The sequence below is a fragment of the Mesorhizobium sp. URHB0026 genome, from assembly GCF_054059755.1.
In genome coordinates this window covers 1,600,278-1,626,176 of sequence record NZ_JBSSCN010000001.1, presented here as the reverse complement: position 1 = coordinate 1,626,176, position 25,899 = coordinate 1,600,278, and the positions used below count along the sequence as shown (strand labels likewise).

Annotated in this window: 30 protein-coding genes; 17 read left to right on the top strand and 13 right to left on the bottom strand. The window is 64.4% G+C overall.

The window, feature by feature from the left end; genetic code table 11:
* Positions 1 to 210 precede the first annotated feature (210 nt).
* Entirely contained in the window at positions 211 to 1,017 is an 807-nt protein-coding gene (locus tag ACVWWD_RS08290; RefSeq protein ID WP_352546310.1) for an undecaprenyl-diphosphate phosphatase, read from the top strand.
* Positions 1,018 to 1,278: 261 nt separating this feature from the next.
* Here ACVWWD_RS08290 and ACVWWD_RS08285 read toward each other — a convergent pair whose 3' ends face one another.
* Together ACVWWD_RS08285 and rsmI are read right to left on the bottom strand one after the other, a co-directional pair.
* On the bottom strand, positions 1,279 to 1,656 hold the full coding sequence (locus tag ACVWWD_RS08285; protein WP_015314716.1) for a YraN family protein: 378 nt from the start codon (positions 1,654 to 1,656) through the stop codon (positions 1,279 to 1,281).
* 81 nt (positions 1,657 to 1,737) lie between these two features.
* Positions 1,738 to 2,634 carry a 16S rRNA (cytidine(1402)-2'-O)-methyltransferase gene (gene rsmI, locus ACVWWD_RS08280; RefSeq protein WP_023781984.1) on the bottom strand — a complete coding sequence of 299 codons (897 nt, stop codon included), beginning with the start codon at positions 2,632 to 2,634 and terminating at the stop codon, positions 1,738 to 1,740.
* Between the two features lie 168 nt (positions 2,635 to 2,802).
* Here rsmI and ACVWWD_RS08275 point away from each other — a divergent pair, with 168 nt between their 5' ends.
* A complete protein-coding gene (locus ACVWWD_RS08275) occupies positions 2,803 to 2,988 on the top strand; it encodes a hypothetical protein (RefSeq protein WP_023772030.1) in 186 nt (61 codons plus the stop codon).
* A gap of 7 nt (positions 2,989 to 2,995) precedes the next feature.
* Entirely contained in the window at positions 2,996 to 3,184 is a 189-nt protein-coding gene (locus ACVWWD_RS08270) for a hypothetical protein (protein ID WP_435053967.1), read from the top strand.
* A gap of 104 nt (positions 3,185 to 3,288) precedes the next feature.
* Here the strand turns inward: ACVWWD_RS08270 and ACVWWD_RS08265 are convergent, their stop codons facing one another.
* Both ACVWWD_RS08265 and ACVWWD_RS08260 read right to left on the bottom strand, forming a co-directional pair.
* Positions 3,289 to 4,458 carry a trans-sulfuration enzyme family protein gene (locus ACVWWD_RS08265; RefSeq protein WP_352546309.1) on the bottom strand — a complete coding sequence of 390 codons (1,170 nt, stop codon included), beginning with the start codon at positions 4,456 to 4,458 and terminating at the stop codon, positions 3,289 to 3,291.
* Positions 4,455 to 5,894, bottom strand: a complete 1,440-nt coding sequence (locus ACVWWD_RS08260) for a pyridoxal-phosphate dependent enzyme (RefSeq protein WP_352546308.1) — start codon at positions 5,892 to 5,894, stop codon at positions 4,455 to 4,457. Before ACVWWD_RS08260 ends, ACVWWD_RS08265 begins: the two co-directional genes overlap by 4 nt.
* A 208-nt stretch (positions 5,895 to 6,102) precedes the next feature.
* On the opposite strand from ACVWWD_RS08260, the gene ACVWWD_RS08255 reads away from it, so the two are divergent.
* Together ACVWWD_RS08255 and ACVWWD_RS08250 are read left to right on the top strand one after the other, a co-directional pair.
* Entirely contained in the window at positions 6,103 to 6,435 is a 333-nt protein-coding gene (locus ACVWWD_RS08255; protein WP_352546307.1) for a hypothetical protein, read from the top strand.
* Positions 6,432 to 7,079: a cysteine hydrolase gene (locus ACVWWD_RS08250; RefSeq protein ID WP_352546306.1), complete on the top strand. Its 648-nt coding sequence runs from the start codon at positions 6,432 to 6,434 to the stop codon at positions 7,077 to 7,079. Before ACVWWD_RS08255 ends, ACVWWD_RS08250 begins: the two co-directional genes overlap by 4 nt.
* Before the next feature lie 82 nt (positions 7,080 to 7,161).
* On the opposite strand, the gene ACVWWD_RS08245 is transcribed toward ACVWWD_RS08250, so the two are convergent.
* The gene (locus tag ACVWWD_RS08245; protein WP_023772026.1) at positions 7,162 to 7,521 is read right to left on the bottom strand and encodes a winged helix-turn-helix transcriptional regulator; all 360 of its coding nucleotides are present in this window, start codon (positions 7,519 to 7,521) and stop codon (positions 7,162 to 7,164) included.
* A gap of 302 nt (positions 7,522 to 7,823) precedes the next feature.
* On the opposite strand from ACVWWD_RS08245, the gene ACVWWD_RS08240 reads away from it, so the two are divergent.
* Positions 7,824 to 8,402, top strand: a complete 579-nt coding sequence (locus ACVWWD_RS08240) for a type 1 glutamine amidotransferase domain-containing protein (protein WP_352546305.1) — start codon at positions 7,824 to 7,826, stop codon at positions 8,400 to 8,402.
* A gap of 546 nt (positions 8,403 to 8,948) precedes the next feature.
* Here ACVWWD_RS08240 and ACVWWD_RS08235 read toward each other — a convergent pair.
* Both ACVWWD_RS08235 and ACVWWD_RS08230 read right to left on the bottom strand, forming a co-directional pair.
* Positions 8,949 to 10,292 carry an FAD/NAD(P)-binding protein gene (locus ACVWWD_RS08235; RefSeq protein ID WP_352546304.1) on the bottom strand — a complete coding sequence of 448 codons (1,344 nt, stop codon included), beginning with the start codon at positions 10,290 to 10,292 and terminating at the stop codon, positions 8,949 to 8,951.
* A gap of 31 nt (positions 10,293 to 10,323) precedes the next feature.
* A complete protein-coding gene (locus ACVWWD_RS08230; protein WP_352546303.1) occupies positions 10,324 to 10,812 on the bottom strand; it encodes an RrF2 family transcriptional regulator in 489 nt (162 codons plus the stop codon).
* 631 nt (positions 10,813 to 11,443) lie between these two features.
* Between ACVWWD_RS08230 and tauA the strand changes: the two genes are divergently transcribed.
* The 4 genes from tauA (at position 11,444) to ACVWWD_RS08210 (ending at position 14,406) form a co-directional block, all read left to right on the top strand.
* Positions 11,444 to 12,457 carry a taurine ABC transporter substrate-binding protein gene (tauA, locus tag ACVWWD_RS08225; protein ID WP_023772022.1) on the top strand — a complete coding sequence of 338 codons (1,014 nt, stop codon included), beginning with the start codon at positions 11,444 to 11,446 and terminating at the stop codon, positions 12,455 to 12,457.
* A 110-nt stretch (positions 12,458 to 12,567) separates the two neighbouring features.
* Positions 12,568 to 13,341 carry a taurine ABC transporter ATP-binding protein gene (locus ACVWWD_RS08220; protein ID WP_023793362.1) on the top strand — a complete coding sequence of 258 codons (774 nt, stop codon included), beginning with the start codon at positions 12,568 to 12,570 and terminating at the stop codon, positions 13,339 to 13,341.
* On the top strand, positions 13,338 to 14,198 hold the full coding sequence (locus tag ACVWWD_RS08215) for an ABC transporter permease subunit (protein WP_023772020.1): 861 nt from the start codon (positions 13,338 to 13,340) through the stop codon (positions 14,196 to 14,198). Before ACVWWD_RS08220 ends, ACVWWD_RS08215 begins: the two co-directional genes overlap by 4 nt.
* Before the next feature lie 19 nt (positions 14,199 to 14,217).
* Positions 14,218 to 14,406, top strand: coding sequence for a hypothetical protein (locus ACVWWD_RS08210; protein WP_023772019.1), 189 nt, complete (start codon positions 14,218 to 14,220; stop codon positions 14,404 to 14,406).
* A 48-nt stretch (positions 14,407 to 14,454) separates the two neighbouring features.
* Here ACVWWD_RS08210 and ACVWWD_RS08205 read toward each other — a convergent pair whose 3' ends face one another.
* Complete coding sequence (locus tag ACVWWD_RS08205; protein ID WP_023781990.1) at positions 14,455 to 14,640, bottom strand: LPXTG cell wall anchor domain-containing protein; 186 nt, start codon at positions 14,638 to 14,640, stop codon at positions 14,455 to 14,457.
* A 309-nt stretch (positions 14,641 to 14,949) separates the two neighbouring features.
* Between ACVWWD_RS08205 and ACVWWD_RS08200 the strand changes: the two genes are divergently transcribed.
* From ACVWWD_RS08200 to ACVWWD_RS08185, 4 genes are all read left to right on the top strand, one after another.
* Positions 14,950 to 15,318, top strand: coding sequence for a septal ring lytic transglycosylase RlpA family protein (locus ACVWWD_RS08200; RefSeq protein WP_023772017.1), 369 nt, complete (start codon positions 14,950 to 14,952; stop codon positions 15,316 to 15,318).
* A 281-nt stretch (positions 15,319 to 15,599) separates the two neighbouring features.
* Entirely contained in the window at positions 15,600 to 16,877 is a 1,278-nt protein-coding gene (locus tag ACVWWD_RS08195; protein WP_023772016.1) for a polyhydroxyalkanoate depolymerase, read from the top strand.
* 160 nt (positions 16,878 to 17,037) lie between these two features.
* The gene (locus tag ACVWWD_RS08190) at positions 17,038 to 17,652 is read left to right on the top strand and encodes a transglutaminase-like cysteine peptidase (protein WP_023772015.1); all 615 of its coding nucleotides are present in this window, start codon (positions 17,038 to 17,040) and stop codon (positions 17,650 to 17,652) included.
* Between the two features lie 361 nt (positions 17,653 to 18,013).
* Positions 18,014 to 18,253, top strand: coding sequence for a hypothetical protein (locus ACVWWD_RS08185; protein WP_023772014.1), 240 nt, complete (start codon positions 18,014 to 18,016; stop codon positions 18,251 to 18,253).
* A 46-nt stretch (positions 18,254 to 18,299) separates the two neighbouring features.
* On the opposite strand, the gene ACVWWD_RS08180 is transcribed toward ACVWWD_RS08185, so the two are convergent.
* From ACVWWD_RS08180 to ACVWWD_RS08165, 4 genes are read right to left on the bottom strand one after another with little or no spacing between them, the layout of a single operon-like run.
* Positions 18,300 to 18,668, bottom strand: a complete 369-nt coding sequence (locus tag ACVWWD_RS08180; RefSeq protein WP_023772013.1) for a helix-turn-helix domain-containing protein — start codon at positions 18,666 to 18,668, stop codon at positions 18,300 to 18,302.
* Positions 18,665 to 19,195: a Smr/MutS family protein gene (locus ACVWWD_RS08175; protein WP_023781992.1), complete on the bottom strand. Its 531-nt coding sequence runs from the start codon at positions 19,193 to 19,195 to the stop codon at positions 18,665 to 18,667. Before ACVWWD_RS08175 ends, ACVWWD_RS08180 begins: the two co-directional genes overlap by 4 nt.
* Positions 19,192 to 20,292, bottom strand: a complete 1,101-nt coding sequence (gene mltA / locus ACVWWD_RS08170) for a murein transglycosylase A (protein ID WP_457102992.1) — start codon at positions 20,290 to 20,292, stop codon at positions 19,192 to 19,194. Before mltA ends, ACVWWD_RS08175 begins: the two co-directional genes overlap by 4 nt.
* 21 nt (positions 20,293 to 20,313) lie before the next feature.
* On the bottom strand, positions 20,314 to 21,021 hold the full coding sequence (locus ACVWWD_RS08165) for a Tim44/TimA family putative adaptor protein (protein WP_023772010.1): 708 nt from the start codon (positions 21,019 to 21,021) through the stop codon (positions 20,314 to 20,316).
* Positions 21,022 to 21,219: 198 nt separating this feature from the next.
* Between ACVWWD_RS08165 and ACVWWD_RS08160 the strand changes: the two genes are divergently transcribed.
* The 3 genes from ACVWWD_RS08160 to ACVWWD_RS08150 all read left to right on the top strand — a co-directional run bounded on the left by ACVWWD_RS08160 (position 21,220) and on the right by ACVWWD_RS08150 (position 24,594).
* Positions 21,220 to 21,717: an FxsA family protein gene (locus ACVWWD_RS08160; protein ID WP_352546408.1), complete on the top strand. Its 498-nt coding sequence runs from the start codon at positions 21,220 to 21,222 to the stop codon at positions 21,715 to 21,717.
* Positions 21,718 to 22,109: 392 nt separating this feature from the next.
* Positions 22,110 to 22,607, top strand: coding sequence for a protein-export chaperone SecB (gene secB, locus ACVWWD_RS08155; RefSeq protein ID WP_023772008.1), 498 nt, complete (start codon positions 22,110 to 22,112; stop codon positions 22,605 to 22,607).
* Between the two features lie 346 nt (positions 22,608 to 22,953).
* Complete coding sequence (locus ACVWWD_RS08150) at positions 22,954 to 24,594, top strand: ABC transporter substrate-binding protein (protein WP_352546301.1); 1,641 nt, start codon at positions 22,954 to 22,956, stop codon at positions 24,592 to 24,594.
* Between the two features lie 797 nt (positions 24,595 to 25,391).
* Here the strand turns inward: ACVWWD_RS08150 and ACVWWD_RS08145 are convergent.
* A complete protein-coding gene (locus tag ACVWWD_RS08145; RefSeq protein ID WP_352548959.1) occupies positions 25,392 to 25,784 on the bottom strand; it encodes a hypothetical protein in 393 nt (130 codons plus the stop codon).
* Between the last annotated feature and the right edge of the window lie 115 nt (positions 25,785 to 25,899).

The window sequence follows — 25,899 nt, the reverse complement described above, 5'->3', positions numbered from 1 at the left end:
CTGGTATGGTTCAGAATCCGGAATTCGCGCATCGCGCTCGTCCCAGGTGTGGCGAATTCCGGATTGCCACACTGGCGAATCGCAGGGCGCACCGGTAAGTCTTGGCCGCCCGGCTAGCGGGCCGTCAGGGGTGTTGCGACCTATAGGGGGACTTCGGCGCCATGACAAGCAAGCCATTCTGTTAGCCGTCACGCCAATGCCGAGGTAGAAATGGAAAGCCAGACCATCGTCGAAGCCCTGCTGCTTGGCCTGCTTGAGGGGTTGACCGAATTCATCCCGGTGTCCTCGACCGGCCACATCCTGCTCGCTGGCCATTTCCTCGGGTTCCAGTCGACCGGCAAAGCCTTCGAGATCCTGATCCAGCTCGGCGCCATCCTGGCGATCCTCAGCGTCTATTTCCGGCGCCTGTGGCAGATGCTCCTCGACCTGCCGCATGACCGGCTGACTCGGCATTTCGTCATCGGCATCCTTATAGCCTTCCTGCCGGCGGCGGTCATCGGCGCGCTGGCGCATGATTTCATCAAGACGGTGCTGTTCGAATCACCCCGACTGATCTGCATCATGCTGATCATCGGCGGCGTCGTGCTGCTGGTCGTCGACCGCATGAACCTCAAGCCGGTCTATCGCGACGTTGAGCGCTTCCCGACCAGACTTTACCTGCAGATCGGCCTGTTCCAGTGCCTGTCGCTGATCCCCGGCACGTCGCGCTCGGGTTCGACCATCGTCGGCGCGCTGCTCCTGGGTGTCGACAAGCGGGCGGCGGCGGAATTTTCCTTCTTCCTCGCCATCCCGACCATGGTCGGCGCCTTTGCCTTCGACCTGTTCAAGAACCGCAACGTGCTGACCTCGGCCGACTTGCCGATCATCGCCATCGGCTTCGTTGCCGCGTTCGTCACGGCCTTGGTCGTGGTGCGATACCTGCTCGACTACGTCTCGCGCAACGGCTACTCGCTGTTCGGCTGGTGGCGCCTGGTGGTGGGGATCGCCGGGCTGGTGGCCCTGATGATCTGGGGATGAGCGCAGCGACCGGTTCGATTGCAGTCACCTATCCCCGAACGTCAGCGCCGCCCCTCACCTGCCTGCCGGCATCCTCTCCCCGTATAGTGACGGGGAGAGGGGCGCTGTCACCGCCGGTTTCGCCAACCACCAACGCGTTGCAGGTTAGGCGCCAAGGGTGCGGCAGCCTCCTTCTCCCCGTCACTATACGGGGAGAAGTGCCCGGCAGGGCGATGAGGGGCAGCGCTAACCTCGACGAATGGATTGCCTCCGGCAACGAGCCTAACTCCTTCCATAAAACGCATTCGGGACATGGACCGGCCAGCGCCAGGGCAGCACGGCGACCATGTCGAAGCGCATCGATAGCCTGCCATAATCGGGCTGCCGCGACAGCCAGATATCGGCCGCACCCTCGATGCGGCGCTCCGATTCGTGGCCGATCGCCTCCATGGCCTCGATCAGCGTGCGACGCGCCTTGACCTCGACGAACAGCACGAGGTCGCCACGCCGCGCGATCAGGTCGATCTCGCCGAAGCGGGTGCGGTGGCGGCGCGCGAGAATCCGGTAGCCCTTCAACATCAGCGCGGCCGCTGCCAGCCATTCGCCGCGATGGCCGCGCCGGTAGGCCTTTTGGCGGCTGGCGCTCGGGCGCTCAGCCACCGCTTCTCTCTCTTTGCTCGGCCATGACCTTTTCTGAAAACCGGTTTCCGTTTTTTGCATTTGCTGACCTTCGGTTCGGGATCATGGTCTGTCCTTGAGCTCGAGCAGCCGCCGATACAGCGTCTGTTTCTGGCCGCCGGTCATTTTCGCCGCTTCCGCCGCCGCCTTGGAAGCGGGCATTTCAGCGGCGAGCGACAAAAGCAGGCGATCGATGTCTTCAGGTTCGTCGGCCTTGGCCTCGGCGGCGCCGACGCAGACGACGATCTCGCCCTTGGGGGTATCGGCCGCCGCGTAGTGGTCGGCGAGCGCCCGCAGCGTGCCGGTGCGCATCTCCTCGAACGTCTTGGTCAATTCCCGGCCGATGGCGGCTTTGCGCTCGCCGCCGAGCGCCTCGACCATGGCGCCGAGCGACTCGGCCAGCCGGCGCGGCGATTCGAAGAAGATCAGCGTTGCCGGCACGGCTTTCAGCGCCTCCAGCCGGGCCAGGCGTTGTCCCGATTTAACCGGCAGGAAGCCTGCGAACAGAAAGGCGTCCGACGGCAGGCCCGACGCCGTCAGCGCGGCAAGCGGCGCCGACGGGCCGGGGATCGGCACGACGCGGAGGCCGTGGTCGAGTGCCTCGCCGACCAGCCGGTAGCCGGGATCGGAGACCAGCGGCGTCCCGGCATCCGAGATCAGCGCCACGCTCTGGCCGGCTTCGAGCGCCGCGATCAATTTCGGCCCGGCCTCGCCGGCATTGTGCTCGTGATAGGCCGTGGTGCGGCGGCGAATGCCGTAGCGGTCGAGCAGCACGCGCGACACGCGCGTGTCCTCGCAGGCGACGATGTCGGCGGAGGCCAGCGTCTCCAGCGCGCGCAGCGTGATATCGGCGAGGTTGCCGATCGGCGTCGCCACCAGATAGAGCGCCGGATCGAGCGGACGGGCCGCGATTTCGGTCTGCCCGACCACATAGCTGCGCTTGCCCGTCTCGCCAGTCACCAATGCCGTCTCCGTGCAGCCCCTGTTTGGCCCGCCAAACCCATTTGGCATGGCTGGCGCCGGCTTGCAAAACTCACACTGATTTAAGCCAATCGCCATTCCTTCGCCACAGTAGGGAACGAAACCGGTTTTGGCAGATTTAGCCCCTGATTCCCAAGGGAGGACAGGATGGACAGCCTGACGATACAGGATGCTTTCGAGCCCTACTATGCCGGTCGCGACCGGATTGCCGCACGCCAGGACAAGCGGCTGCCAGCCCGGAACGACACCAGCCTGACCAAGCAGGCCGCGAGTGCCTTGCCGACAGACGTCAGGCTTTCCGACAACAAACCCGACAGTACGACGGAGCACTGACCGGACGATGCCCAATCGCTTCGATATCTTCATCACCCGTCTCGAAACGAAAAACGCGCGCCACGGCGTGCCGCTATCTCCGATAGGCGACCAGCACCGAGGGCGCCGCGACAAGGACAACTCCAAGCCGGTGCGCTCCGGAGAGTCGCACGCCGAGAAGGATCGCGGAAAGCACCGCCACAAACACGACGCTTGATCTGGCTCAGATCGGCGAGACGGCCATCAGTCCGTGGGGCGGAGCAAGGCGCGCCTCGGAGCATGCAGCGAGCAACGCGGGCTCCTTGGTCATGCCGAAGGCACTCAGCCCCCCAGCGCCTGATTCAGATCGGCGATCAGATCGTCGCCATCCTCGATCCCGGCCGACAGCCGCACCAGCGAATCCGATATGCCGATCTCAGCCCGTTTCTCGGCGGGAATGGAACCATGCGTCATCAGCGCCGGGTGCTCGATCAGGCTCTCCACCCCGCCAAGACTTTCGGCCAGCGTGAACAGCTGCGTGCGTTCGAGAAAGCGTTTGGTGCCAGCAAGGTCGCGATCGAGCACAGCGGTGATCATGCCGCCGAAGGCATGCATCTGCTGCACCGCGATGGCGTGCTGGGGATGGCTGGCGAGGCCGGGATAGATGACGCGGCGCACATCTTTTCGCGCTTCCAGCCACTGCGCGATCTTCAGGCCGTTGGCGGAATGGCGCTCCATCCTGAGCGCCAGGGTCTTCAAACCGCGCAACGCCAGAAAACTGTCGAACGGGCCTGATATGGCGCCGATGGCGTTCTGCAGGAATTTCAGCCGGTCGGCCAGATCCTGGTTGTCGCCGACCACGGCAACGCCGCCGACCATGTCGGAATGGCCGTTCAAATATTTCGTTGTCGAATGGACCACGATGTCGATGCCGAGCTCCAGCGGCCGCTGGATATAGGGGCTGCAGAAGGTGTTGTCGGCGCCGGACAAGATCCCCTTGCGCTTCGCCAACGCCGCTACGCCTTCGAGATCGACGATACGCAGCAATGGATTGGTGGGCGTCTCGACCCAAAGCATTTTTGTTTCCGGCCGGATCGCGGCTTCAACCGCGGCAAGATTGGTGAAATCGACGAAGGAAATCTGCAGATTGGCCGAGCGCTTTCGCACCCGCTCCATCAGCCGGAACGAGCCGCCATAAATGTCGTCGGTGGCGACGATATGCGCGCCCGAATCGAGCAATTCGAGGACCGTGGCGATCGACGCCAGGCCGGAGGCGAACGCGAAAGCCGCCGAGCCGCTTTCGAGATCGGCCACGGCGCGCTCGAAGGCGAAGCGCGTCGGGTTCTGGCTGCGGGCATATTCGAAACCCTTGTGCACGCCGGGCGACTGCTGGCCATAGGTCGAGGTGGCGTAGATCGGCACCATCACCGCACCGGTCAGCGGGTCGTGGCTCTGGCCGCCATGGATGGTGCGCGTCGAGAACGCCAGGCGGTTCTTTCCGGATGTTGTCATCGTGCGCGCCTCAAATGGTTGATCAGGTCGATGCGGGTAATCAGGCCGACGAACTCGTCGCCGTCGAAGATGATGGCGACCTCGTTGCGGTCGAACACCGGCAGCAGCGCGTCCAGCGTCTGGCTGGCCTGCAGCGTGTGCAGGTTCGAGGTCATGGCCGTGCGCACCGGGCCGTTGAAGCGCTCCCAGCGCCCGTCATACGGGCCGTCGACATGGGCAAGGATGTCGCTCTCGTCGACGATGCCGACGAGTTTGCCATTGTCGAGCACCGGCAGTTGCGAGACATCGGAGCGGCGCATGCGTCCATAGGCGTTGAGCAGGCTCTCGTCCGGCCCGACATAGACGGTATCGCCAGTGCGGTGAGTGCGCATCACGAGGTCGCGCAGGTCGCCATGCTGTTCGTGTTCGGCCAAGCCCTGCTCGGCCAGCCAAAAATCGTCGAACACTTTTGACAGGTACTTGTTGCCGCTGTCGCAGACGAAGGTTACGACGCGCTTGGGCACCGTCTGCTCGCGGCAATAGCGCAGCGCCGCCGACAACAAAGTGCCCGAAGACGAACCGGCCAGGATGCCTTCCCGGGACAACATATCCCTCACCGCCAGCATGCTCTGCTTGTCCGTGATGGAATAGGCCTTCTTGACCAGAGACAGATCGGCATTGGGCGGCACGAAATCCTCGCCGATACCTTCCACCGTCCAGCTTCCCGCCTCTTCCATCTTGCCGGTCTTGATCAGCGGCGCCAGCACCGAGCCGACCGGATCGGCCAACACCATCTCCGTCTTCGGCGACACCTCGGCGAAGTAGCGGCCAAGCCCGGTCAGCGTGCCGCCCGAGCCGACGCCGACCACCACCGCGTCGACATCCCCGTCAAGCTGCGAGAAAATCTCCGGGCCGGTGGTCGTCTGATGCGCAAGCGGGTTGGCCGGATTGGCGAACTGGTTAGCGTAGAAGGCACCGGGCAGTTCGGCGGCGATTTTCTCCGCCATGTCCTGGTAATATTCGGCATGGCCCTTGCCGACATCGGAACGCGTCATGCGCACTTCCGCGCCTAGCGCGCGCAGATGCTGGATTTTTTCACGCGACATCTTGTCGGGCACCACCAGAATGATGCGGTACCCCTTGGGAATGCCGACTTGGGCAAGGCCAAGGCCGGTATTGCCGGCTGTCGCCTCGACGATGGTGCCGCCGGGCTTCAGCTTGCCCTGTTTCTCGGCCGCCGCGATCATCGACAGCGCGATACGGTCCTTGATCGAGCCGCCAGGGTTCTGGCTCTCGAGCTTGATGAACAGCCGGCATTTTCCGGTGTCGAATTTGGTCAGCTCGACGATGGGCGTCTGCCCTATCAGATCGAGCAACGACGCATAGGGCGGGCGCAGGCGCGAGAGTGCGCTGTCCGAGGAGCCACTGTCGGCCGTGGTTTTTCTATGCTCGCTCATGTCGGGGCCTCCATGGGTCAACCTAGCGTCTTTTCCAGCCGATCGCAGTTGGAAAGAAGATAGATCGTGCCAATCCGGTGGCCAGACGGGGAATGAAATTCCATGGCCCGTCCCAGGCGAGGCGTCTAACGAACCACCTCGTTCGTTGCCGCCGCCGATTTCGCCGTGCTAGCCGAACATACGCCATATCAATTCAAGGAGGCGGCCGATGAAGATCCTCGCCTATGACAACTTCAAGCCCGGCGTCACCCTCGACGATTTGAAACCCTATTTGCGCGATGAAGTCTCGAATGTCTGGCGGCTTTGGAAGGCAGGCATCGTGCGCGAAAACCCTGCGCGCGCCGATGTCGGCGGCGTCATCGTCGTTTTCGAGCTCGACAGCGTCGAAGAAGCAAGAAACTACACCGACGACTTCCCGCTGTCGAAGGCCGGGCTGCTGGAATGGTATTTTCTTGCCTTCGACCCCGCCCCCTTGCCGCTCGAATATCTGTTCGACCCGACTGTCGACATCGCCAAGCCATGGGACCGGACGGCAGCATGATCCGATCCAGCGAAGACATCGAGATCCCCGCCAGCCTGGCTGAATGGTGCGATCCCCGCCGCATGGCGCTGGTGATCTACGACATGCAGGTCGGCATCTGCCGCCAGATCGCTGGTGCGGCCGACATCGTCGAGCGCACCGGCAGCGTCCTCGAAGCAGCCCGCTCGGCCGGCATGCGGGTGGCGTTCACACGCCATCTCTCCTTGCCACGCAGGTGGATGGGCGCCACCCAGCTGCGCACCGCCATGGCCTGGCAGCGGCGTGACAGTCCAGACACGGTCGAGCCCTGGTTCCCGCGCGATGCCGAGGCGACGAAGATCGTTCCCGAACTCGCGCCACGCGCCGACGAGGCGGTGTTCGACAAGCTGACCATGTCGGCCTTCGATTCCACGGCGCTGAGCTTTGCCTTGCGCGATTGCGGTGTGCGCGCCGTCGCGCTCGCCGGCGTGGCGATGGAGATCGGCATCGAGCCGACTGTTCGCCAGGCGACCGACAATGGTTTTGTCGCCGTGGTGATCGAGGACGCCTGCGGCTTCGGCAACCGTGTGGCCCGCGACCGCTCGATAGCCACGCTTGGCTTCCTCGGCGAGGCTGCCATCACCGATGTCGCGGGTTTTTGCGGCGCGCTTGCCGGCGGGAGCTAAAGCAATTCCAGGAAAAGTGCGATCGGTTTTCCAGGGAAAAGCGCGTCGCGCTTTCCCTAGGGAATTGCGTAAAATAAAAGATCTAGGCGCCTTGCCGGGTCTCGGTGTCGGTGCGGAAGCGGACGCCGTCCGCGCGCCCGTGCACATCGCCCCAGTCGTAGAGCGCTTGCAGCGTGGCGGCCAGATCGCGACCACGCTCGGTCAAGACATAGCGTCCCTTGCCGTCGGGCGACGCCTCCAGCGCGACAAAGCCGATCTCGACCAGGTTGGCCAGGCGCTGCGTCAGCATCTTGTCGGAAAGCGAAGGGATCGATCGGCGCAACTCGGAATAGCGCAGCGGACCTTGCTTGATCCGGGCCAGGATCACCGTCTTCCATTTGCCGCCCAGTGCGTCGAGCGCGAACTCGACTGGACAACCGTAAAGTCTGCCGCGTGGTGCCATGCCGCCACCCTAGGCAACGCCCGGCGGCGGCGAAAGCGGATTTTGCCCGCCCATACGGCCAGATTGCAGCATTCGGCTTTACCGGCGACAGCTTCATGAAGGAGAGCCAGGATGAGTGTACGGGATACCAATCCGGTCAATGCACGCAGGCCGAAACGGGTGGCGATCGTCATCGCCAATCCGGCCGTCTCGACCACGACCGGCTGGCCGGTCGGCTTCTGGTGGAGCGAGCTGACGCATCCTTGGTACGTTTTCACAGAGCGGGGTTACGACGTCGAGATCTTCTCGCCCGATGGCGGCAGATGCGAGGCGGACGCGCTGAGCGACCGCGTGATCCCTCGGGCTATTCGGAAACCGACCTCATCTCGCTCGGCTTCATCTCGAGCCCGAAACTGGCGAGCCTGGTCGACAACACAAGGCCTGTCGCGGAGATCGCGCTCGACGGCTTCGACGCGATCGTCGTCGCCGGCGGCCAGGCGCCGATGTTCAACTACGCCCGGGCGGAAGCGCTGCAACGGATCTTCGTCGCCTTCCACGAAGCAGGCAAGGTGGCCGCGGCGCTCTGCCATGGCACAGCGCTGCTGCGCTATGCCAGGCGTGCCGACGGATCGCTGCTCGTCGCCGACAAGACGGTGACCGGGTTCGCGAATATCGAGGAGGATTTCGCCGACAACGCGACCTGGGAGATGGGTGCGCTGGAGCGCGGCAAACATCTGATGCCGTGGCGGATCGAGGATGAGCTGAAGGCGATCGGCGCCAACTATGTCCAGGCCGGCCTGTGGCGCGCCTTTGCGGTGCGCGACGGCAACCTGATCACCGGCCAGCAGAATTTTTCCGGCGCCGAGACCGCGCGCGCTGTGTGTGAGGCATTGGGCGGCTGAACGCCGTCCCTCCGGCCGGTAGCTGGAGGGACTTCAGTCTCAGTTGAGCAACCGCTAATATATGTGTAGCTTGGCCATGCGGGGGACGATCCCAATCGAAGCCTAACCCGCGATGGCCGGTGCGACCTGCTTCCAACCCAAGCATCCCCGCGCCGGCCATTCTTTGTCCGCTGGGTAGCCCGCGGCCAGCTTGAACTCGTAGGCTGGGCGCGCGATGTCGCCACTAGGAGAGCGGTGATCGGTGCGCCGAACCAGAATGGCTCTTCGCGCCGGCTGAAATGCACTTCAGCGCGGTCGAGGATGAGAACGCCTTTGGCGACGGGACTGCGTCACGTCTCGTATATATATCAATTGACTAAAGTACGGAACGTCCAATGGACAAGAACAGAACGTTTGAAGGCCTCTCGGACCAAGGCCTACCAGCGCGCAAGACTTTAGTCCTGCGGTCTATAGTTAAAGACGGAAGTTGTTCCAGCCGAATAGATACCAGACTGCACTCAGCCGGATATGGTGCGATCGCGGAAGGCGATCACCCGCCGAGATTGCTTACCCTAGCAACCGCTTGCTCAGCCTGGCGCACTGGACGCGGATATCGGGAATGGCGTCGATCTCGAAGAAGGTGCCGCGCGTCAGCGGGCCGACGGCGAGGATTTTTCGCGAAACGGTGCCGTCGGCGGCGATGATCTCGCAATTGGCCGAGACGTCGAGGCCGATGCGCAGCGGATCCGGCCGCGCCAGACCGCGGCGGACCAGCGAGCGCACCACGCTGTTCGGCGAGGTCGAGATGTCGCGCACGATACCCGAGCAATCGTAGATGCGGGCGACGTCGAATGTTTCGAGACGCTGGGTATGGCGCGACTGGACCTCCACCGCGAAGCCGTCGCCCGGCGTGACGCCGACGACGCGCCCGGCGAGCGGCCGGACGTGGCCCGATTGCACGGCTTCCGTCACCCTGGCGTAGACCTCGGGTGCCATGCGGTGGCGATGAATGTCCCACCAGGCCTTGGTGTGTTCGACGAAGCGGCGCTTGGCCGAGGCCGGCCAGTTCTGCCAGATCTTCTGGTTGAAGGGGCGCAGGCCGTCCACCACGTCGCGCCAGTCGACGCCGGCCTTCTGGTTCTCACGAATGAGGTCGCGGAACCAGCCGACGAAATAGGAGAGCTGGGTGCCGAGCGGGATATCGGCGACGTCGAGTTTGATCGGATTGCCCTTGCGATGCGGCGAGGGCAGCAGGCCGCGCCGCGACACCGCGATGATGTCGCCGCGATGGCCGCGCTGCTCCAGGGAAAGGAATGCATCGACCATGCTCAAGCCCGTGCCCAGCACCAGGATACGGCTATCGGGATCAAGCGCGGTGTCGGCTTCCGAGCCCATCCGGATCGCATGGCCCTGCGCGGGCTGTTCGTCATGGCCGGTGGCGAGCACGGCAAGATGGGCGACCACGCTGGTGCCGTTGGCGAGCGCCACCTCGACCCCGGACGCAGTCGGCGTGATCGACAGGCTCTCCTCGCGGATCAGGCGCAGCCGGCCGGCCTCGCGCTCGCGCGCTTCCAGGTCGTCGAGCAATTCCTTGAGATAAAGCGCATAGAGGCTGCGCGGCGCATAGACCGGAGCCTGCTCCGGTGTCGCAAACCCCCGCTCCAGCAGCCAGCGCCAGAAATTGCCGGGATCGTCGGCGTAGGCGCTCATGCCGGCGGCGCTGACATTCAGCACATGCGCCGACAGCAGCGTCGAATAGGCGATGCCCTGGCCGAAATGCGGGCGTTTTTCGATCAGTGTGACGCGCAGGTCCGGATTGGGCGATTTGAGCAGATGCGCGGCCAGCACGACGCCGCTAGCGCCGCCGCCAACGATGATGATGGAACGGGTCGGGTTGGTTCGCCCGGTCATGCGCGAGCGAGCCCCCTGCGAAGTACCGATTTCAGGCCTGGGCCTTCACCGCGACCGACAGGCCGTTCCGCACCACCGGCAAGTCGTCCCTCGCGACCGGGAGGTCGTCGGCAATGTCGCGCATCTCGGCGAGGCTGCGCTGGTCGAGCACCTCGGCGATCGCCTGCCGGACTTCCAGCATCAGATGTCGGACTTGGCATGTCGCCTCGTTGCAATCTTCACAGCGCTGATATTGTGTGCGGCTGGCGCAGGGGATCGGGGCCAACGGCCCGTCGAGGACGCGCACGACGTGGCCGACCTTGATCTCGTCGGCGGGCCGGGCCAGGCGATAGCCGCCCTCCTTGCCCTTGCGGCTCTGGACGAAGCCGGCATTGCGCAGCTCGCCCAGTATGGCGTCGAGGAATTTCTTCGGGATGTTGTTGCCGGTTGCGATATCGCCGACGAAGGAGAGCCGTCCGGCCGGCATGTGCGCGAGATGTACGAGCGCCTTGAGGCCGTACTTGCCTTTTTTGGTGAGCATGAACCGAACGTTTCTCTGTCCTGCGATGGCCCTAAGCCATCCGTTGCGAAACGCCTCGGGTGCCTCCCCGCCGCGCCGAAGCCACCATGACACATAAATTCCAGCGACATGATATTCAAGCCAATTGCGGTTGATCTTGCTTGGTTTTCAAGCCGTTGTGGCGATTTTACCCCCGACTTGTGACGCCGATGACACGGAAAACATGGCTTACTTGCACGAAGGCCTGCAGCCGGAACCCAGTGGCCCCAGCGGTCGCCATAATACGCTTGGTATGGCCAGGCATCGGCACCTCACTCCTATGTCCATAAGGTTACTATACTTAAATGCCGGTACGCGGAATCCGCTTTTAAATTCTCTGCAGTTTGAAGCACAAGTTTGCAGGAAGTAGGGAAAAATCGGAATCTCGTTTGAACCTGTCTGTATCTGCAACCGTCGAGGTCGCGCCCTCGGGTCAAAGTTGGTGGGCCGCCGCTCTTGGACGCCGGCAACCGTCACTTCCGCCGTGGCGACCCGCCGGCGGTGGCTTTTTTCCAACAAGCTCCTCTTCCTTGGAAGGATTTAACTCTACAAGAACCATGGAATTAGCGAACTATGGACATGCAATCCGGTTTTTCCTTTCAAGGAGCCTTTCATGTCCAGCATTTCGCGACGCATCCTCCTCCTGTCTTCCGCTGCCCTTGCCGGCGCCGCCTTCCTCGGCCCGGCCATGGCCAACGACTTGAAGATCACCATCGGCTACCAGACGGTGGTCGAGCCCTCGAAAGTGCCGCAGGCCGACGGCGCCTATGAGAAGGCCACCAAGGCCAGCATCGATTGGCGCAAGTTCGATTCCGGCGCCGATGTCATCGCCGCCGTCGCCTCCGGCTCGGTCGATATCGGCTATGTCGGCTCGAGCCCGCTGGCGGCCGCCGCAAGCCGAGAACTGCCGATCCAGACCATTTTCGTCGTCGGCCTGATCGGGCAATCCGAGGCGCTGGTCGCCCGCAACGGCGCCGGCATCGGGAAGGTCGCGGACCTCGCCGGCAAGAAGGTCGCCGTGCCGTTCGTGTCGACGACGCATTACAGCCTGCTTGCCGCGCTCAAGCACGAGAATGTCGATCCGAAATCGGTCCAGATCCTCAACCTAAGGCCGCCGGAAATCGCCGCCGCTTTCGCGCGCGGCGATATCGACGCCGCCTATGTCTGGGATCCGGCGCTGGGCCAGATCAAGACATCCGGCAAGGTGGTGCTGGATTCCTCGCAGGTCGCCGCCTGGGGCGCGCCAACCTTCGACGCCTGGATAGTGCGCACCGACTTCGCCGAGAAGAACCCGGAAGCCGTGCGCGACTTCGTCAAGGTGACGGGCACCGCCTATGGGGACTATCTCGCCAAGCCCGACGCCTGGTCGGTGTCGTCGCCGCAGGCCGCGGCGATCGCCAAGCTCACGGGCGCCAAGCTGGAAGAGGTGCCGGAGTTGCTCAAGGGCTACGTCTTCCCCACCCTTGAAGAGCAGGCATCCGGGAAGTTCCTCGGCGGCGGCACGGTCACTGCGATCGCGGCGGCATCCGCCTTCCTCAAGGAGCAAGGCAAGGTCGACGCGGTGCTGCCGGACTATTCGAAATATGTCACTTCGAAATACGTCACCGAGGCGCTGGCCTCGAACTGACGCGTCGCACACGCGGCTCTCCTTCCCTGACGCCGCGCGTTGCCTGTCCCGAAGTCGCAGACGAGGCGCGGTTTCGGGGCAGGCGGATATCCTTCAAATCGGCGAGGCCCATGCAGCATCTCTTGCTCGACAAGATCTCCATCCACTATGACGGCCAGCCGGCACCCGCCGTCGAGCACGTGTCGATCGGCGTTGCCAAGGACGATTTCGTCGTCCTTGTCGGCCGCTCCGGCTGTGGCAAGACCTCGCTGCTCAACGTCGCGGCAGGCCTGGTCACGCCCGCGCGCGGCAGTGCCACGGTCAATGGCAAGCCGATCACCGGGCCCGGTTCTGATCGGGCGGTGGTGTTCCAGAACGATGCTCTGTTTCCGTGGCTCACGGCGCGCGAGAACGTCGCCTTCGCGCTCAGGTTGCGCGGTGTGAGGCCAGCCGAACGGGCGCGCCGCGCCGATGAACTGCTGGCGCTGGTCAAACTCGCTGAAGCCGGCGACAAACGTATCTGGGAGCTCTCCGGCGGCATGCGCCAGCGTGTCGGGCTTGCCCGGGCGCTCGCCGCCGAACCCGAATTCCTGCTGCTCGACGAGCCGCTCGGCGCGCTTGACGCACTGACGCGCGAGCGCATGCAGACGACGCTGCTCGACCTTTGGACGGCAAGCCATGCCGGCGTGCTGATGGTCACGCACGGCATCGAGGAGGCGCTGGTGCTCGCCACCCGCATCGTCGTGCTGGCGCCCGGCCCGGGCCGCGTGGTGCGAACCTTCGAGCCGTGCTTCTCCAGGCGTTACGCGGCAGGCGAGCCCATTCGCGCCATCAAGGCCGATCCGGCCTTCGGGGCTGCGCGCGGCGAACTGACCGACGCGATCTTCGAGGGAGAGGCGGCATGACCATTTCCTCCTACACGGAACGGCCCGGTTCAAGGACAGACGAAACCGACGGCCTGTCGGTGCCCTGGTCCAGGCCACGGGCGAAACGGACGGGCGTTTCGGCGCGCATGGTCAGCGCCACCACCATCCTGGCGGTGCTGGCGCTCTGGACACTCTCGGCCCGCCTGCAACTGGTGTCGCCGGTGTTCCTGCCCTCGCCGCTTGCCGTGTGGAACAAGTTCATCGTGGTTATGAACGACGGCTTCGTCGACGCGACGCTGTCGCAGCATGTCGTCGCCAGTCTGGGCCGCGTCTTTGCCGCGCTGGTCGCCGCCATCCTGGTCGGCGTGCCGGTGGGGCTCGCCATCGGCATCAGCACGGTGGGGCGCGGCATCTTCGATCCGCTGCTCGAATTCCTGCGGCCGATCCCGCCGCTGGCCTACCTGCCGCTGGTCATCATTTGGTTCGGCATCGGCGAGCCTTCGAAAATCCTGGTGATCGCCATCGCCATGCTGGCGCCGGTCGCCCTGTCGACCGCCTCGGGCGTCCGCGGCGTCTCGCGGGAGCGCATCAACGCCGCGCGTTCGCTTGGTGCGACTCGGCGCCAAGTGGTCCGCCACGTGATCCTGCCCAGCGCCCTGCCCTCGATCCTGACCGGCCTGCGCATCGCGCTCGGCGCCGGTTGGTCGACACTGGTCGCGGCCGAGCTGGTGGCGGCGACGCGCGGGCTTGGCTTCATGATCCAGTCGGCGGCCCAGTTTCTCGTCACCGACGTGGTGATCATGGGCATCTTGGTGATCGCGGCCATCGCCTTCGTGCTCGAATTCACCATCCGCCGCATCGAGCGCGTGCTGGTCCCATGGGCGGGGCGGGAATGATCGGAAAAGGAGAATGACGATGACCCATTCCACCGCGGTGTTGTTTGCCCATGTCGGCGCCTGGCTGCTCGGCCTTGCTTCCGATGAGAACGCGGCAAGTGAGGACAGCCCGCACTCGCCGGCGCCGGTCCATCTTCGCGCCGGGCGCGATCGCCTGCCACCGCGCGACGAGAGTTTTTACTGGGCCTGGCAGTACTGGTCGCAGTGAACGCGGTCACGGCCGGCGCGCTCAGCACCGGGCGCGTTTGCTCGAACCTCAACCCTGCCTACGGTTCGCCCATACCAGTCCCGCCAGGCCGGCCAGCATAGCGGCGAGGCCAATATAGAGCCATTGCGACTGGCCGGTCATGAAGCTCCCGCCGACCACGCCGATGCCTTGCAGCGACCACAACGCACCGATCGCGAGTACAATCAACGCCAGCAGATTCTTGGTCAGTTTCATAGTCGGATCTCGCTTTCCCAGTCGATCGACAGCGGCGCCATAGCCGCGATGAAAGAGCCAGAGGAAGTGGCTCGATCCCAGCGGTTTCTACTTGGAGATTAATCCCGGATCTTGTCAAACGGATCTCGGATATCGGCACGAACATCATCGATAACTGATGAAGTCCGGTCCGAAAATCCCTGACAAACTGTTACCCCCCGACTCCAAACGTGTGATCTTGCCATGGAACCGCCAGATCACTGCCGCATTTCCTGCCTTATTTCCCACCTAACGGCTTGGGTCTGTCAAAAACGGAGCCATCCCCCAAATATGAAGACCACGAAACAGACCGCGCTTGTCGCGGTAACGATCGCTGCTGGCCTGATGGTAGGCGCTTCCGCCACTTCGGCAACCGCCGCCGCCGGTCAGTGTGGCCGCGCTTCCTGGTACGCGCTGCACTCGAGGACCGCATCGGGCGAGCGCATGAACCCCTCGGCGATGACCGCCGCCCACCGCACCCTGCCTTTCGGCACCAAATTGCGGGTCACCAACAAGAACAACGGCCGCAGCGTCGTCGTGCGCATCAACGATCGCGGGCCCTTCATCAAGGGCCGGGTGCTCGACCTGTCGAAAGGCGCCGCCGGCCAGCTCGGCTTCGTCGGCTCCGGACAGACTTCCGTCTGCATGGCGCGCGTCTGATTTGATCGTCTCCTGACCATGATCTCTTGCCGACCGCGGATCAGCGGAGCAACCGGGAACTTTCGGGATCATGGTCGGGTGCAGGCGACACATATCGTACACATTTCGGCACTGCACATTGAGCCGGCTGGGCCCGGCCGTGCCCGGTTTTAAAGGCTTTCAACGAAAGAAGCATTGGTCACGCCACGTGACGTATTGCATCGCAGCAATTAGTTGTTAACGTTCCCGCGAGACATCTGGGCACGGCGCTGATCGTCGTCCCTTCGGTCGCGGGGTAACGTATGTTCTACCAGCTCTATGAAATGAACCACGCCGCCCTGCAGCCGGCGCGGCTCTATGCCGACGCGGTCCGGTTGTTCTACTCCAACCCGCTCAACCCGGTTTCGCATACGCCCTGGGGCCGTTCGATCGCCGCGGGCGCCGAGCTGTTCGAGCGCACCACGCGCCGCTACGGCAAGCCGCAATTCGGCCTAGCCAAGACGGTGGTCGACTGGACGAGCGTCGCGGTCACCGAAAAGACAGTCTGGTCGAAGCCGTTCTGCAATCTCGTCCGGTTCGAGCGCGCCGTTCCCGCCGGGCGCAAGGCCGACCCGAAGCTTTTGATCGTGGCGCCGATGTCGGGCCACTATGCCACGCTGCTGCGCGGCACGGTCGAGGCGATGCTGCCCTATGCCGACGTCCATATCACCGACTGGGTCGACGCCCGCATGGTCCCGCTGGCCGATGGCAGCTTCGATCTCGACGATTATATCGACTACGTCATCGACATGCTGCACACGCTGGGTCCCGACACGCATGTGATGGCCGTGTGCCAGCCTTCCGTGCCGGTGCTTGCGGCCGTGGCGCTGATGGAAGCGAAGGGCGACCCGTTCGTGCCTTCGACGATGACCCTGATGGGCGGACCGATCGACACCCGCCGCAACCCGACCGCCGTCAACCTGCTGGCCAAGGAAAAGGGCATCGACTGGTTCCGCGACAATGTCGTCATGCGCGCGCCCTGGCCAGTGCCGGGCTTCGGCCGCGAGGTCTATCCCGGTTTCCTGCAGCTTTCCGGCTTCATGAGCATGAACCTCGACCGCCACATCATCGCCCACAAGGAATTCTTCATGAACCTTGTGAAGCACGATGGCGACAACGCCGAAAAGCACCGCGACTTCTATGACGAATATCTGGCGGTGATGGACCTGACGGCGGAGTTCTATCTGCAGACGGTCGACACGGTCTTCGTGCGCCATGCGCTGCCCAAGGGCGAGATGACGCATCGCGGCACCAGGATCGATCCGTCCGTCATACGCAACGTTGCCCTGTTCACGGTCGAGGGCGAGAACGACGACATTTCGGGTCTTGGCCAGACCAAGGCGGCGCAGGATTTGTGCGTCAACATCCCCGGCGACAAGAAGGCGCACTACATGCAGCCGGCAGTCGGCCATTACGGCGTCTTCAACGGCTCGCGCTTCCGCTCCGAAATCGTGCCGCGCATCGTCGACTTCATCACCAGCTATGGCCGCCAGAACCGCGTCCCGGTGAAGCCGAAGCTGGTCCGCACCGCCAAGAGGTAGGCGGTTTTGCAGACGGAACCGGCCGCGGGTCCGATTCTGTTGCACAAGGGCCGCTGCGCCTCCCTGCTGGTAACCATGCCGCAAATGAGGCCGACGTCGTAATTGACACGGAGTGTAAATCGCCCTTAACGTTTCGTTAACAACAGGGCGAGCGGGGACAATGAATTCCTCAACCATGCGAAGGCTGCGCGTATGCGCGGCAGCAGGGCTGGCGTTAACGGGGGGCTGGATGGCACCGGCCTGGGCTTCGGGCGCCATGGCGACCGGGGGCCTCACCTCGCAGCCGATCGGCCACTACGATTTCTGCAAGCAGCGTCCGGGCGAATGCTCGATCCGCCCGGCCAATCTCGCGCCGGCGGTCCTGACCGAGGGGTTGATGCGCAAGCTGGTCAACGTTACCGCCAGGGTCAATGCCGCCGTAAAGCCGATGAGCGACATGGACATTTACGGCAAGGACGAGGTCTGGGCCTATCCGGACAAGGGCGTCGGCGACTGCGAGGACTACGTGCTGGAGAAGCGGCGCCAGCTGTCCCGCATGGGCATGTCGCTCGCCGACCTCCTGATAACCGTGGTCCGCAAGCCCGACGGTGAAGGCCACGCCGTGCTGACGGTGCGCACCGACGGCGGCGACTATGTGCTCGACAATCTGACCGACAAGGTCAAGTCCTGGGACCAGACCGGCTACCGCTTCCTCAAGCGGCAGGCGATCGACAACACCGGCCGCTGGGTCTCGATCCGCGGCGGCCAGCAGGTCCTGGTCGGCTCGGTGCAGTAGCAAAGAGCGCTGCGGGTTCGAACCGCGCAGCTCTCGTGCCGAAAGTGTCTTCCCGCTTTTTCCTTGCGATGGCCGGCGCCGCCCGTCATTACCCTGCCGGGCATTTCTCCCCGTGACGGGGAGAAATGTGCCGTCATCAACGGTTTTGCCAATTGTTAGTAGTGCAAGAAGGGTGGCGAGGTTGCCCCTTCTCCCCTTCTACGGGGAGAAGATGCCGTTAGATGAGGGGCGGCGCTAACATTGCCGATCGCGCGTCTTGCGTCGCTCTCCAGTAAATCTTTCATCTCTCCGTGAACCATTTCCGTTTCGCCCGGCGACACATAGCCGTGAACGATAGAAACCCAAATCATGGAGACTTCAAATGACTGCTTTTCTGCGCAACACTCTCCTCGCCGCGGCTGCCGTTGCGGCGCTGACCGGATCCGCTCTGGCCGGGCAGACCATTCCAAGCTGCGCCAACACCAACCTCAACGATTTGTGGGCCGGCCGCTGTTGCGGCGAGGCCGGCGCTTCGGACTGCCTGGGAGGTGGAAATGGCGGCCAGGGTCATGGCGACCATGGTCGTGGCGGCAATGGCGGCAGCACAGCCGGCAAGAATTGATCTCAGCACGGCGCCCGCCTGCTGCTCGCCGACGGGCGCCGTCAAGCTAAGACCGCCGGCCCAGCGCCGCGCGGATCGAAGCGGTAATGCGCAGAAGCTCGGCCTCATCGAGTTTCTCGATGGTCTCGGCCAGAAGATTGGCAAGTTCGGTGGCGGCGGGGGAAAGACCCGACGTATCGAGTTTCACCCGCGGATGCGAGGTTTCGGCCAGCCGCGCCAGCTCCTCCGCATCGTCCCATATGACGTTGAAATAACCGATGATCTTCTGGATCAGCGTCCAGGTCGGCGCGCCGCGCCTGCCGTGCTCCAGTGCCGAGAGATAGGCGGCGCTGACGCCGATCGCCGCCGCCATGTCCTTCTGGCTGACGCCGCGCTCGGCGCGCAGCGCCCGCAGCCGCTCGCCGAACGGCGTCATGAGCGCGCCCGCCGCAACCTGATATAAAGCGCGCCCGAGCCGCCATGGTTGCGGGCGGCATGGTCGTGACTGGAAACCAGCGGCCGGAACGCCGGTGTCGACAGCCAGGCCGGCACGGCGCGCCGCAAGATGCCATCGCCGCCCGAGGAAGACCCCTTGCCGGTGATGACCAGCACATAGCGGACGCCGCCGGCATGCGCCCGGTGCAGGAATGAGAACAGCAGCGAATAGGCCTCGTCCTGCGTCATGCCATGCAGGTCGACGCGGCCCTCGATCGGCAGCCGGCCTTTTTGCAGCTTGTCCAGCGTCGGCTCGTCGAGGCGGTGCGTGACATGCTGGATCTTCGGCTTTACCGTGCCCGGCGCGTTGGCGGAAGGCTGGACCGGCTGCGCCGGCGTCGGCCTGGCATCGACGGCCATGTCCGGAATGTCGACGGCGGCGCGGCCTTTGAGCGGCTTGGCGGTGCGCGCCACCAGGTTCCACAGCACCCGATCGTCGTCGCTGAGCTTATCCCCGCGCTTGCTCATCTCGCGCCCCCGGCCAGCGCGCGCGGCACCAGCGCATAAAAATCGGCGGCGTTGCGCACCACGCCGGCGATCTCGCCGGCGGCATCGCCCGAGCCGGCGAACAGGTCGCCCCGCGCCGGCCCTGTTATGGCCGAGCCGGTGTCCTGCGCGATCATCAGCCGCCGGAACGGCCTTTCGTCGAAGGCGGTGAGCGTCGGCGCGTCGATGTAAAAGGGCGTGCCGAATGTGTGCAGCAGCCGGTCGACGGCCATCGAGCGGCCCGGCGTCAGCGGCACCTTGGCGGCGGCGATCGGACCGAGCGCGGCATCTTCCACTGCAGCCTCGCGGAAGAAGATGTAGGAGCGGTTCTGCCACAGGATCTCGTCGACCCGCTCCGGATGCGCCTTGAACCAGGCGCGGATCGACTGCATCGTCACCTGCGCCAGCGGGATTTCACCGAGCCCGCTCAGGATTTTGCCGGGGCCAGTAAAGCGCTGGCCTGACTTGGCGGCGTAGGTGACGCGGCTAAGCCGCCCGTCCGTCATGACAAGCCGCGCCGCGCCTTGGACATGGATGAAGAAGGCATCGACCTTGTCGGCCAGCCAGGCGATCTCCAGCCCCTGGCCGGCGAGCGCGTCGCGCTCGATCGCGCCACGGTCGGGATATTCGGCCAGGCCGTCGGCGGTCCGGCGCGCGAAGGCGAGGTAAGGATCCATCCCGGCGGGCCGGTTGGCGTCGTCCACGTCAATGAGATTGGCCGGACGCGACAGCAGCGGCACGCAGAAACGCTCCGTCCGTACCGGCGATGCCTCGACTCGCGGCTCGTAGAAACCGGTGACGAGACCGGCGCCGGTGTCCGGCCGCACCAGCATGGGCACGAAATGGCGCTCGAAGAAGGCACGCGCTTCGGACGAACTGGCGGCAGGGGCTTCGCGTGCTTGCGCATAGGCCCCTGCGAAGGCGCCGAAATCGACGCCGAGCGCACCGCTGCGATAGGGTTTTACCGGCACATGGAAGGCGGACCGGGCAAAAGCAGCGAAGGCCGGCAGGTGGTCGTCGTCGCCCCAGCCGGGCAGGCCGCCGAAGGACCTTTCTACAAGGAGAGGCGACAGCGACACCGGAGCCTGCCTTTTTCGGACTCAGTCTTCTTCTTCGGTGGCGACGAGCTTCCAGTTCGGATCGCGCGAGCGTGTGTCGCGGGCGAAGGTCCAGACATCCTTGACCTCGGCCACCGTCTCGGGATCGCCGTCGATGACCGTACCGGCCTGGTCGCGCGTCGCCGAGATCAGCTCGCTGATGATGCGCAGCGTCACATGCGCCTCGCCGCCCTTCATCTCGGCCGAGACGATGTCGGCCTTGTCGATGCCGACGAAGGAGGACTGGATCTTCTCCGACTTGGCCTCGCGCTCGCCGATCGCGGCGACGAAGCCGTCATAGACCTCGCGGGACAGAAGGTTCTTCAGCGTTTTGCGGTCGCCGTCGGCATAGGCCATGACGATCATCTCATAGGCCATCTTGGCGCCGTCGACGAACCCCTTGGGGTCGAAGGAGGAGTCGTTGTCCTTGATCGCGCGCAAGCCCTTGTTGAGATCGGTGCCGGGCTTGGCGAAGGCGTCGATGGCCGTATAGGTGTCGGCCGCCGCCGGCTCGCCAGGCGCCCGCTTGCGCGGCAGCGAAACGACGTTCTCGGGCTTCTGCGTGGCGTCCTTGTCGGTGCGCGCCGCCGTGTAGGGGTCGAAAGGCGGCCGCTCGCTACCGGTCCGGCGGCCCAGCACGTTGCGCAGTTGGAAGAAGATCACCACCGCCGCGATCAGGAAGAAAATCGTGCCGAAGTCGAAGAAGCCCATATTTTCCGCCAATCAATCCCTGCCTCTAGGCCGGACCGTCCAGCCGAAGGCCGCGGTCGCATAGCGTTCACCATTCAAAGCATATAGAACGCAAGGCGCAATCATTCAAATCAAAGGCAGGCATACCTATCTAACAGCCTCCGTGCCAGCGGCGATTGGCCGCCAGGGGGACAAAACAATCGAATGATCGGTAAAGACTTGCGCATTTCGCTGCTTCCCCTCTTTCTCCTGGCGCTTCCGCTGCTGGAAATCGCCGGTTTCGTCGTCGTCGGCCGTGAGGTCGGCGCGCTGGCGACGGTCGGCCTGGTGCTGGCCTCGAGCTTCGCCGGCGTGCTTTTGCTGCGCCACCAGCGTTTCGGCGTCATGACCCGTATCCGCACCGAGATGGCCGCCGGCCGCGACCCCAGCGGCCAGCTCGCCCATGGCGCCATGATCGTGGTGGCGGCGATCCTGCTGATCATTCCCGGTTTCATCACGGACATTGTCGGCCTGCTCCTGTTCCTGCCGCCGGTGCGCGACCTTGCCTGGAGCAAGCTGAAGGGCCGCATCGTCGTGGCCAGCAATTTCTCCACCGGCGGCTTCCGCCGGCAGCGCGACAAGGTCATCGACCTCGACGACGGCGACTATTCGCGCGAGGACGACCTGAAGCGCGGCCCGGACCACAATTCGCCGTGGCGGCGGCTGAAGGACGACTAGCTCGCGGCCGCGGCGTTCCGGTCTGTTTTGTCGAGGCCGGCGCCGCATTGTCCCGCCGGACATTTCTCCCCGTATAGTGACGGGGAGAAAGGGCTGATTGGGGCGGCGCTGGCGCTCAATCCTGCAACGTTGGCGATTGGCGAAAGCGCCGATGACAGCACCCCTCTCCCCGTCACTATAAGGGGAGAGGATGCCGGCAGGCAGGTGAGGGGCGGCACTGCCCTCGGCGATGATCTTCCCGTCACAAAGCGTCCGCGTCGATTGCCTCGGAACCACCGGGCGGCAAACCTTGTCTTGTCATGCCGGCCATGGTAGCGAACGCCCGATTTCAATTCGGTCAGCCCCGATTCAATTCGGTGAGCGAGACTGCCCAGGGGAAAAGGATAAGGCTCATGGCCAGCAATGATGACGCGCCGGTCGGCGCCAACGGCAACGGCAACGCGGCGCAGCCATCGCTCAACGTGCTGGCCCAGTATGTGAAGGACCTGTCCTTCGAAAGCCCCGGCGCGCCGAACTCGCTGCGCGGCCGCGACAAGGCCCCCGGCATCGCCATCAATGTCAACGTCAACGCCAACCCGCTTTCCGACAAGCAGTTCGACGTCAATCTGACGCTGAACGCCAAGGCTTCCTTCGACCAGGAAGTGCTGTTCAACGTCGAGCTGGTTTATGGCGGCGTCTTTGCCATTTCGGGCTTCCCGCAGGAGCACATGCTGCCGATCCTGTTCATCGAATGCCCGCGCCTTTTGTTCCCCTTCGCCCGCCAGATCATCGCCGAGGCGACGCGCAATGGCGGCTTCCCGCCGCTGATGCTCGACCCGATCGACTTCGCGCAGATGTTCCAGCAGAAGCTGGCCGAGGACCAGGCCGCGTCGAAGGTCCAGGTGAGCTGATCCGCGGCTGACAGGCATCGCTTGAAAAACCCGGCCTCGCGCCGGGTTTTTGTTGGGCGTCGCCATCGCTTCGTCGTGACGGGCGGAGCAAGGAGCGCGGCGACGCGGCGCAGACCCGAGGATGACGAAGGCAACGGTCCCTGCGGAGCTCTGCACAAGTCCTGCGGATTCCAGAACATTCCGCCACGTCACCCAGCCCTATCATTCCCTCTCAGGCAATGGCGCCCCGGCGGTCGCAGCGGCGCCGCGTCGGCTTGTCCGCCGGGGGGCAGCCTGTTTCCGTGCATGCCTCGTCCTAAAGCTGCTGGGCACTTTTGGGCATGCACCAACGACAAAGGGAACGACGATGAAATTCATGCTGACCGACCGCAAACTTCACCCGCGCGCCAAACCTGTCGCCGACGATTTCAAGGCGGGCGGCATCAGCCGTCGCGAATATCTGGCGCTGATGGCCGGCCTCGGCGTCAGCGCCGCCGGCGCTTTTGCGCTGGGCGGCATTGCCCCGACGCCCGCCCGCGCCGCCGAGCCGAAGAAGGGCGGCGTACTGCGCGTCGCCATGAACGTCAAGGGGTTCAAGGACCCGCGCACCTTCGACGGCGTCGAAATGTCCAACGTCGCGCGCCACTGCAACGAATATCTGGTGCGCTGGAACACCGACTTCTCCTTCGAGCCCTGGCTGCTCGAAAAATGGGAGATGAGCGATGACGCCAAAACGCTGACGCTGCATGTGCGCAAGGGCATCACCTGGTCGAACGGCGACGCCTTCAACGCCGACGACGTGATCCACAACCTCACCCGCTGGTGCGAGGCTGGCGTTGCCGGCAACTCGGTCGCCGCGCGGATGGGCGCGCTGGTCAATGCCGACACCAAGAAGGTGGTCGATGGCGGCATCGAGAAGGTCGATGAGTACACGATCAAGCTCAATCTGCCGAAGCCAGACATTTCGCTGATCGCCGGCATGGCCGACTATCCGGCGCTGATCATGCACCGCTCCTATGATGGCGACGGCGATCCGATGAAGGCGCTGGCGATCACCACCGGCCCCTGCGAACTGGTGAAATGGGACGCCGAGACGGGTGCGGAGGTCAAGCGCAGGGACAAGCCCTGGTGGAAGGGCGAGTTCTATCTGGATGGCATCCAGTGGATCGACTACGGCTCCGACCCCAACGCCATGCTGTCGGCGTTCGAATCCGGCGAGATCGACACCGACCACGAAACCGCTTCCGACGCCGTCTCGCAGACCGACAAGATGGGGCTGAAGAATTCCGAGATCGCCACCGGCTCGACCATCGTCGCCCGCTTCAATGTCGCCAATCCGCCCTATGACGACATCAAGGTGCGCCGCGCCGCGCAGCTCGCCGTCGACAATTCCGCCGTGCTGAAGCTCGGCCTCGACGGCCGCGGCAAGCCCGCCGACAACCACCATGTCGGCCCCATGCACCCCGAATATGCCGATATCGGCCCGGCCAAGCGCGATATGGAGGCGGCGAAGAAGCTGCTGGCCGAGAGCGGCAAGGCCGACCATGAGTACGACCTCATCTCGGTCGACGTCGAATGGCAGAAGAGCACCGGCGACGCCATATCAGCGCAGATGCGCGAGGCGGGCCTCAAGATCAAGCGCACCGTGTTGCCCGCCGCCACCTTCTGGAACGACTGGAGCAAATATCCTTTCTCCTGCACCGAATGGCTCGGCCGCCCACTCGGCGTCCAGGTGCTGGCGCTGGCGTATAAATCGGGCGCCGCCTGGAACGAAAGCGCCTATGCCTCGAAGGAGTTCGACGAGCTGCTCGACAAGGCGCTCGCCATGCCCGACCCCAAGGCGCGCAAGGAGATCATGGCCGAGATCGAGAAGAATCTGCGCGACTCAGGCATCATCATCCAGCCCTACTGGCGCTCCGTCTACCGGACCTACCGCAAGGGCATCGAAGGCTGCGAACAGCACCAGGCGCTGGAGCAGCATTTCGAGAAGGTCTGGATTGAAAGCTGACGCGGGCGCGGCGCCAATCTTGGACGTCGCGCCGACGCTGTTCTTCCCGTCGCGGACTGGGCTGACCTCGACGTACCAGCACCTGCCCGGTCGCCAGCAGCGTCAAGATCCAACTGACGAAGGTCAGGACGGGACCTCCGGGCGATGTGGAGCGCCTTTGGTCCACACTCATATCGTTCGGGAAAGATGGCCGGCGCGATGCCTGTGAGACAATTGCCTGAGCCCCGCGCCGGCCACTAGCGACCTGATGAAGGTCCGCCGCCAGATTTGTGTACCGGCCCCGCGCCGCGCGATCAACCGAGCCGGATGGTTGGTATGAATTCGTACCAACCCTGCTGGGATTTGTCGCGGGAACGCGAGCGGCGGCAGCAGGCCTGCCCGTTCCCAGAAAACGTCTTTAGCGCAGGCAGACCGACACTGGACACGCGACAGCCGTCACGGCCGAAAGCTTCTCGCGCTTGCTCAGCCTCGGTTTTGCGTAGATCTTTTTCACGGATAGTCCCCCAATCGGCCCGCGTCCAATGACGCATGCGCGGACCCGATGTCAATACGGGCCGGCCGTGGTTCGGGGCGGACTGTTGCTGTTGCCAAGGTCGGCGCCGCCCCTCACTGTCCTGCCGGACATCTCTCCCCGTAAACGGGGCGAGAGGAGCTGGCCGCAAGGCCGGCGCCTTTTCTGCAAGCGTTGGCGATTGGCGAAAGTCGCCATCACAGCGTCCGTCGCCCCGTTTACGGGGAGAGGATGCCGGCAGGCAGGTGAGGGGCGGCGCCGACGCATGGAGACAAGGCGGTCCCGCTCACCGCGCCGGCTTCACCAACGTCCAGATCCAACCGGCGAAGGTCGCCACCAGGAAGGGATAGCCTGCCGCCGGCAGCGGCGCCGAGGTCGGCAGCAAGGGCGTACCCCACAGCACCATGCCCACCGAGGCCAGGAACAGCGCGGCAGCGATGAAGGCGGTGAGCCGCATCCACAGCGCGAAGGTATCAGGCGCGCTGACCATGATCAGCGCCGCCGCCCACAGCGAGATGCCGCCGACATAGGAAGGCACGCTCGCTTCCAGCCCCGCCGCATTGCCGGATAGAAGCAAGCTTTCGCCGGCCAGGAATGTCAGGAACCCGGCGGCGACGCAATCATTGCCGAGACGCTGGTATTTCATGGTGAGCAGCGCGGTGGCGACGACGAGCGCCACGCCGTCGATCGCCCAGAGGGATTCACGCAGCGGAGCGCTGGCAACGAAGGTGCCGGCAAGGCCGAAGGCACCACAGAGAGAGGCGACGTAGTGAGAGTTAAGCGAAAGGGAAGGA

Coding starts and splice junctions, on each gene's coding strand:
- ACVWWD_RS08290 (WP_352546310.1), top strand. CDS start 211: ATGGAAAGCCAGACCATCGTCGAAGCCCTGCTGCTTGGCCTGCTTGAG.
- ACVWWD_RS08275 (WP_023772030.1), top strand. CDS start 2,803: ATGGACAGCCTGACGATACAGGATGCTTTCGAGCCCTACTATGCCGGT.
- ACVWWD_RS08270 (WP_435053967.1), top strand. CDS start 2,996: ATGCCCAATCGCTTCGATATCTTCATCACCCGTCTCGAAACGAAAAAC.
- ACVWWD_RS08265 (WP_352546309.1), bottom strand. CDS start 4,458: ATGACAACATCCGGAAAGAACCGCCTGGCGTTCTCGACGCGCACCATC.
- ACVWWD_RS08260 (WP_352546308.1), bottom strand. CDS start 5,894: ATGAGCGAGCATAGAAAAACCACGGCCGACAGTGGCTCCTCGGACAGC.
- ACVWWD_RS08255 (WP_352546307.1), top strand. CDS start 6,103: ATGAAGATCCTCGCCTATGACAACTTCAAGCCCGGCGTCACCCTCGAC.
- ACVWWD_RS08250 (WP_352546306.1), top strand. CDS start 6,432: ATGATCCGATCCAGCGAAGACATCGAGATCCCCGCCAGCCTGGCTGAA.
- ACVWWD_RS08245 (WP_023772026.1), bottom strand. CDS start 7,521: ATGGCACCACGCGGCAGACTTTACGGTTGTCCAGTCGAGTTCGCGCTC.
- ACVWWD_RS08240 (WP_352546305.1), top strand. CDS start 7,824: ATGCGAGGCGGACGCGCTGAGCGACCGCGTGATCCCTCGGGCTATTCG.
- ACVWWD_RS08235 (WP_352546304.1), bottom strand. CDS start 10,292: ATGACCGGGCGAACCAACCCGACCCGTTCCATCATCATCGTTGGCGGC.
- ACVWWD_RS08230 (WP_352546303.1), bottom strand. CDS start 10,812: ATGCTCACCAAAAAAGGCAAGTACGGCCTCAAGGCGCTCGTACATCTC.
- tauA (WP_023772022.1), top strand. CDS start 11,444: ATGTCCAGCATTTCGCGACGCATCCTCCTCCTGTCTTCCGCTGCCCTT.
- ACVWWD_RS08220 (WP_023793362.1), top strand. CDS start 12,568: ATGCAGCATCTCTTGCTCGACAAGATCTCCATCCACTATGACGGCCAG.
- ACVWWD_RS08215 (WP_023772020.1), top strand. CDS start 13,338: ATGACCATTTCCTCCTACACGGAACGGCCCGGTTCAAGGACAGACGAA.
- ACVWWD_RS08210 (WP_023772019.1), top strand. CDS start 14,218: ATGACCCATTCCACCGCGGTGTTGTTTGCCCATGTCGGCGCCTGGCTG.
- ACVWWD_RS08205 (WP_023781990.1), bottom strand. CDS start 14,640: ATGAAACTGACCAAGAATCTGCTGGCGTTGATTGTACTCGCGATCGGT.
- ACVWWD_RS08200 (WP_023772017.1), top strand. CDS start 14,950: ATGAAGACCACGAAACAGACCGCGCTTGTCGCGGTAACGATCGCTGCT.
- ACVWWD_RS08195 (WP_023772016.1), top strand. CDS start 15,600: ATGTTCTACCAGCTCTATGAAATGAACCACGCCGCCCTGCAGCCGGCG.
- ACVWWD_RS08190 (WP_023772015.1), top strand. CDS start 17,038: ATGAATTCCTCAACCATGCGAAGGCTGCGCGTATGCGCGGCAGCAGGG.
- ACVWWD_RS08185 (WP_023772014.1), top strand. CDS start 18,014: ATGACTGCTTTTCTGCGCAACACTCTCCTCGCCGCGGCTGCCGTTGCG.
- ACVWWD_RS08180 (WP_023772013.1), bottom strand. CDS start 18,668: ATGACGCCGTTCGGCGAGCGGCTGCGGGCGCTGCGCGCCGAGCGCGGC.
- ACVWWD_RS08175 (WP_023781992.1), bottom strand. CDS start 19,195: ATGAGCAAGCGCGGGGATAAGCTCAGCGACGACGATCGGGTGCTGTGG.
- ACVWWD_RS08165 (WP_023772010.1), bottom strand. CDS start 21,021: ATGGGCTTCTTCGACTTCGGCACGATTTTCTTCCTGATCGCGGCGGTG.
- secB (WP_023772008.1), top strand. CDS start 22,110: ATGGCCAGCAATGATGACGCGCCGGTCGGCGCCAACGGCAACGGCAAC.
- ACVWWD_RS08150 (WP_352546301.1), top strand. CDS start 22,954: ATGAAATTCATGCTGACCGACCGCAAACTTCACCCGCGCGCCAAACCT.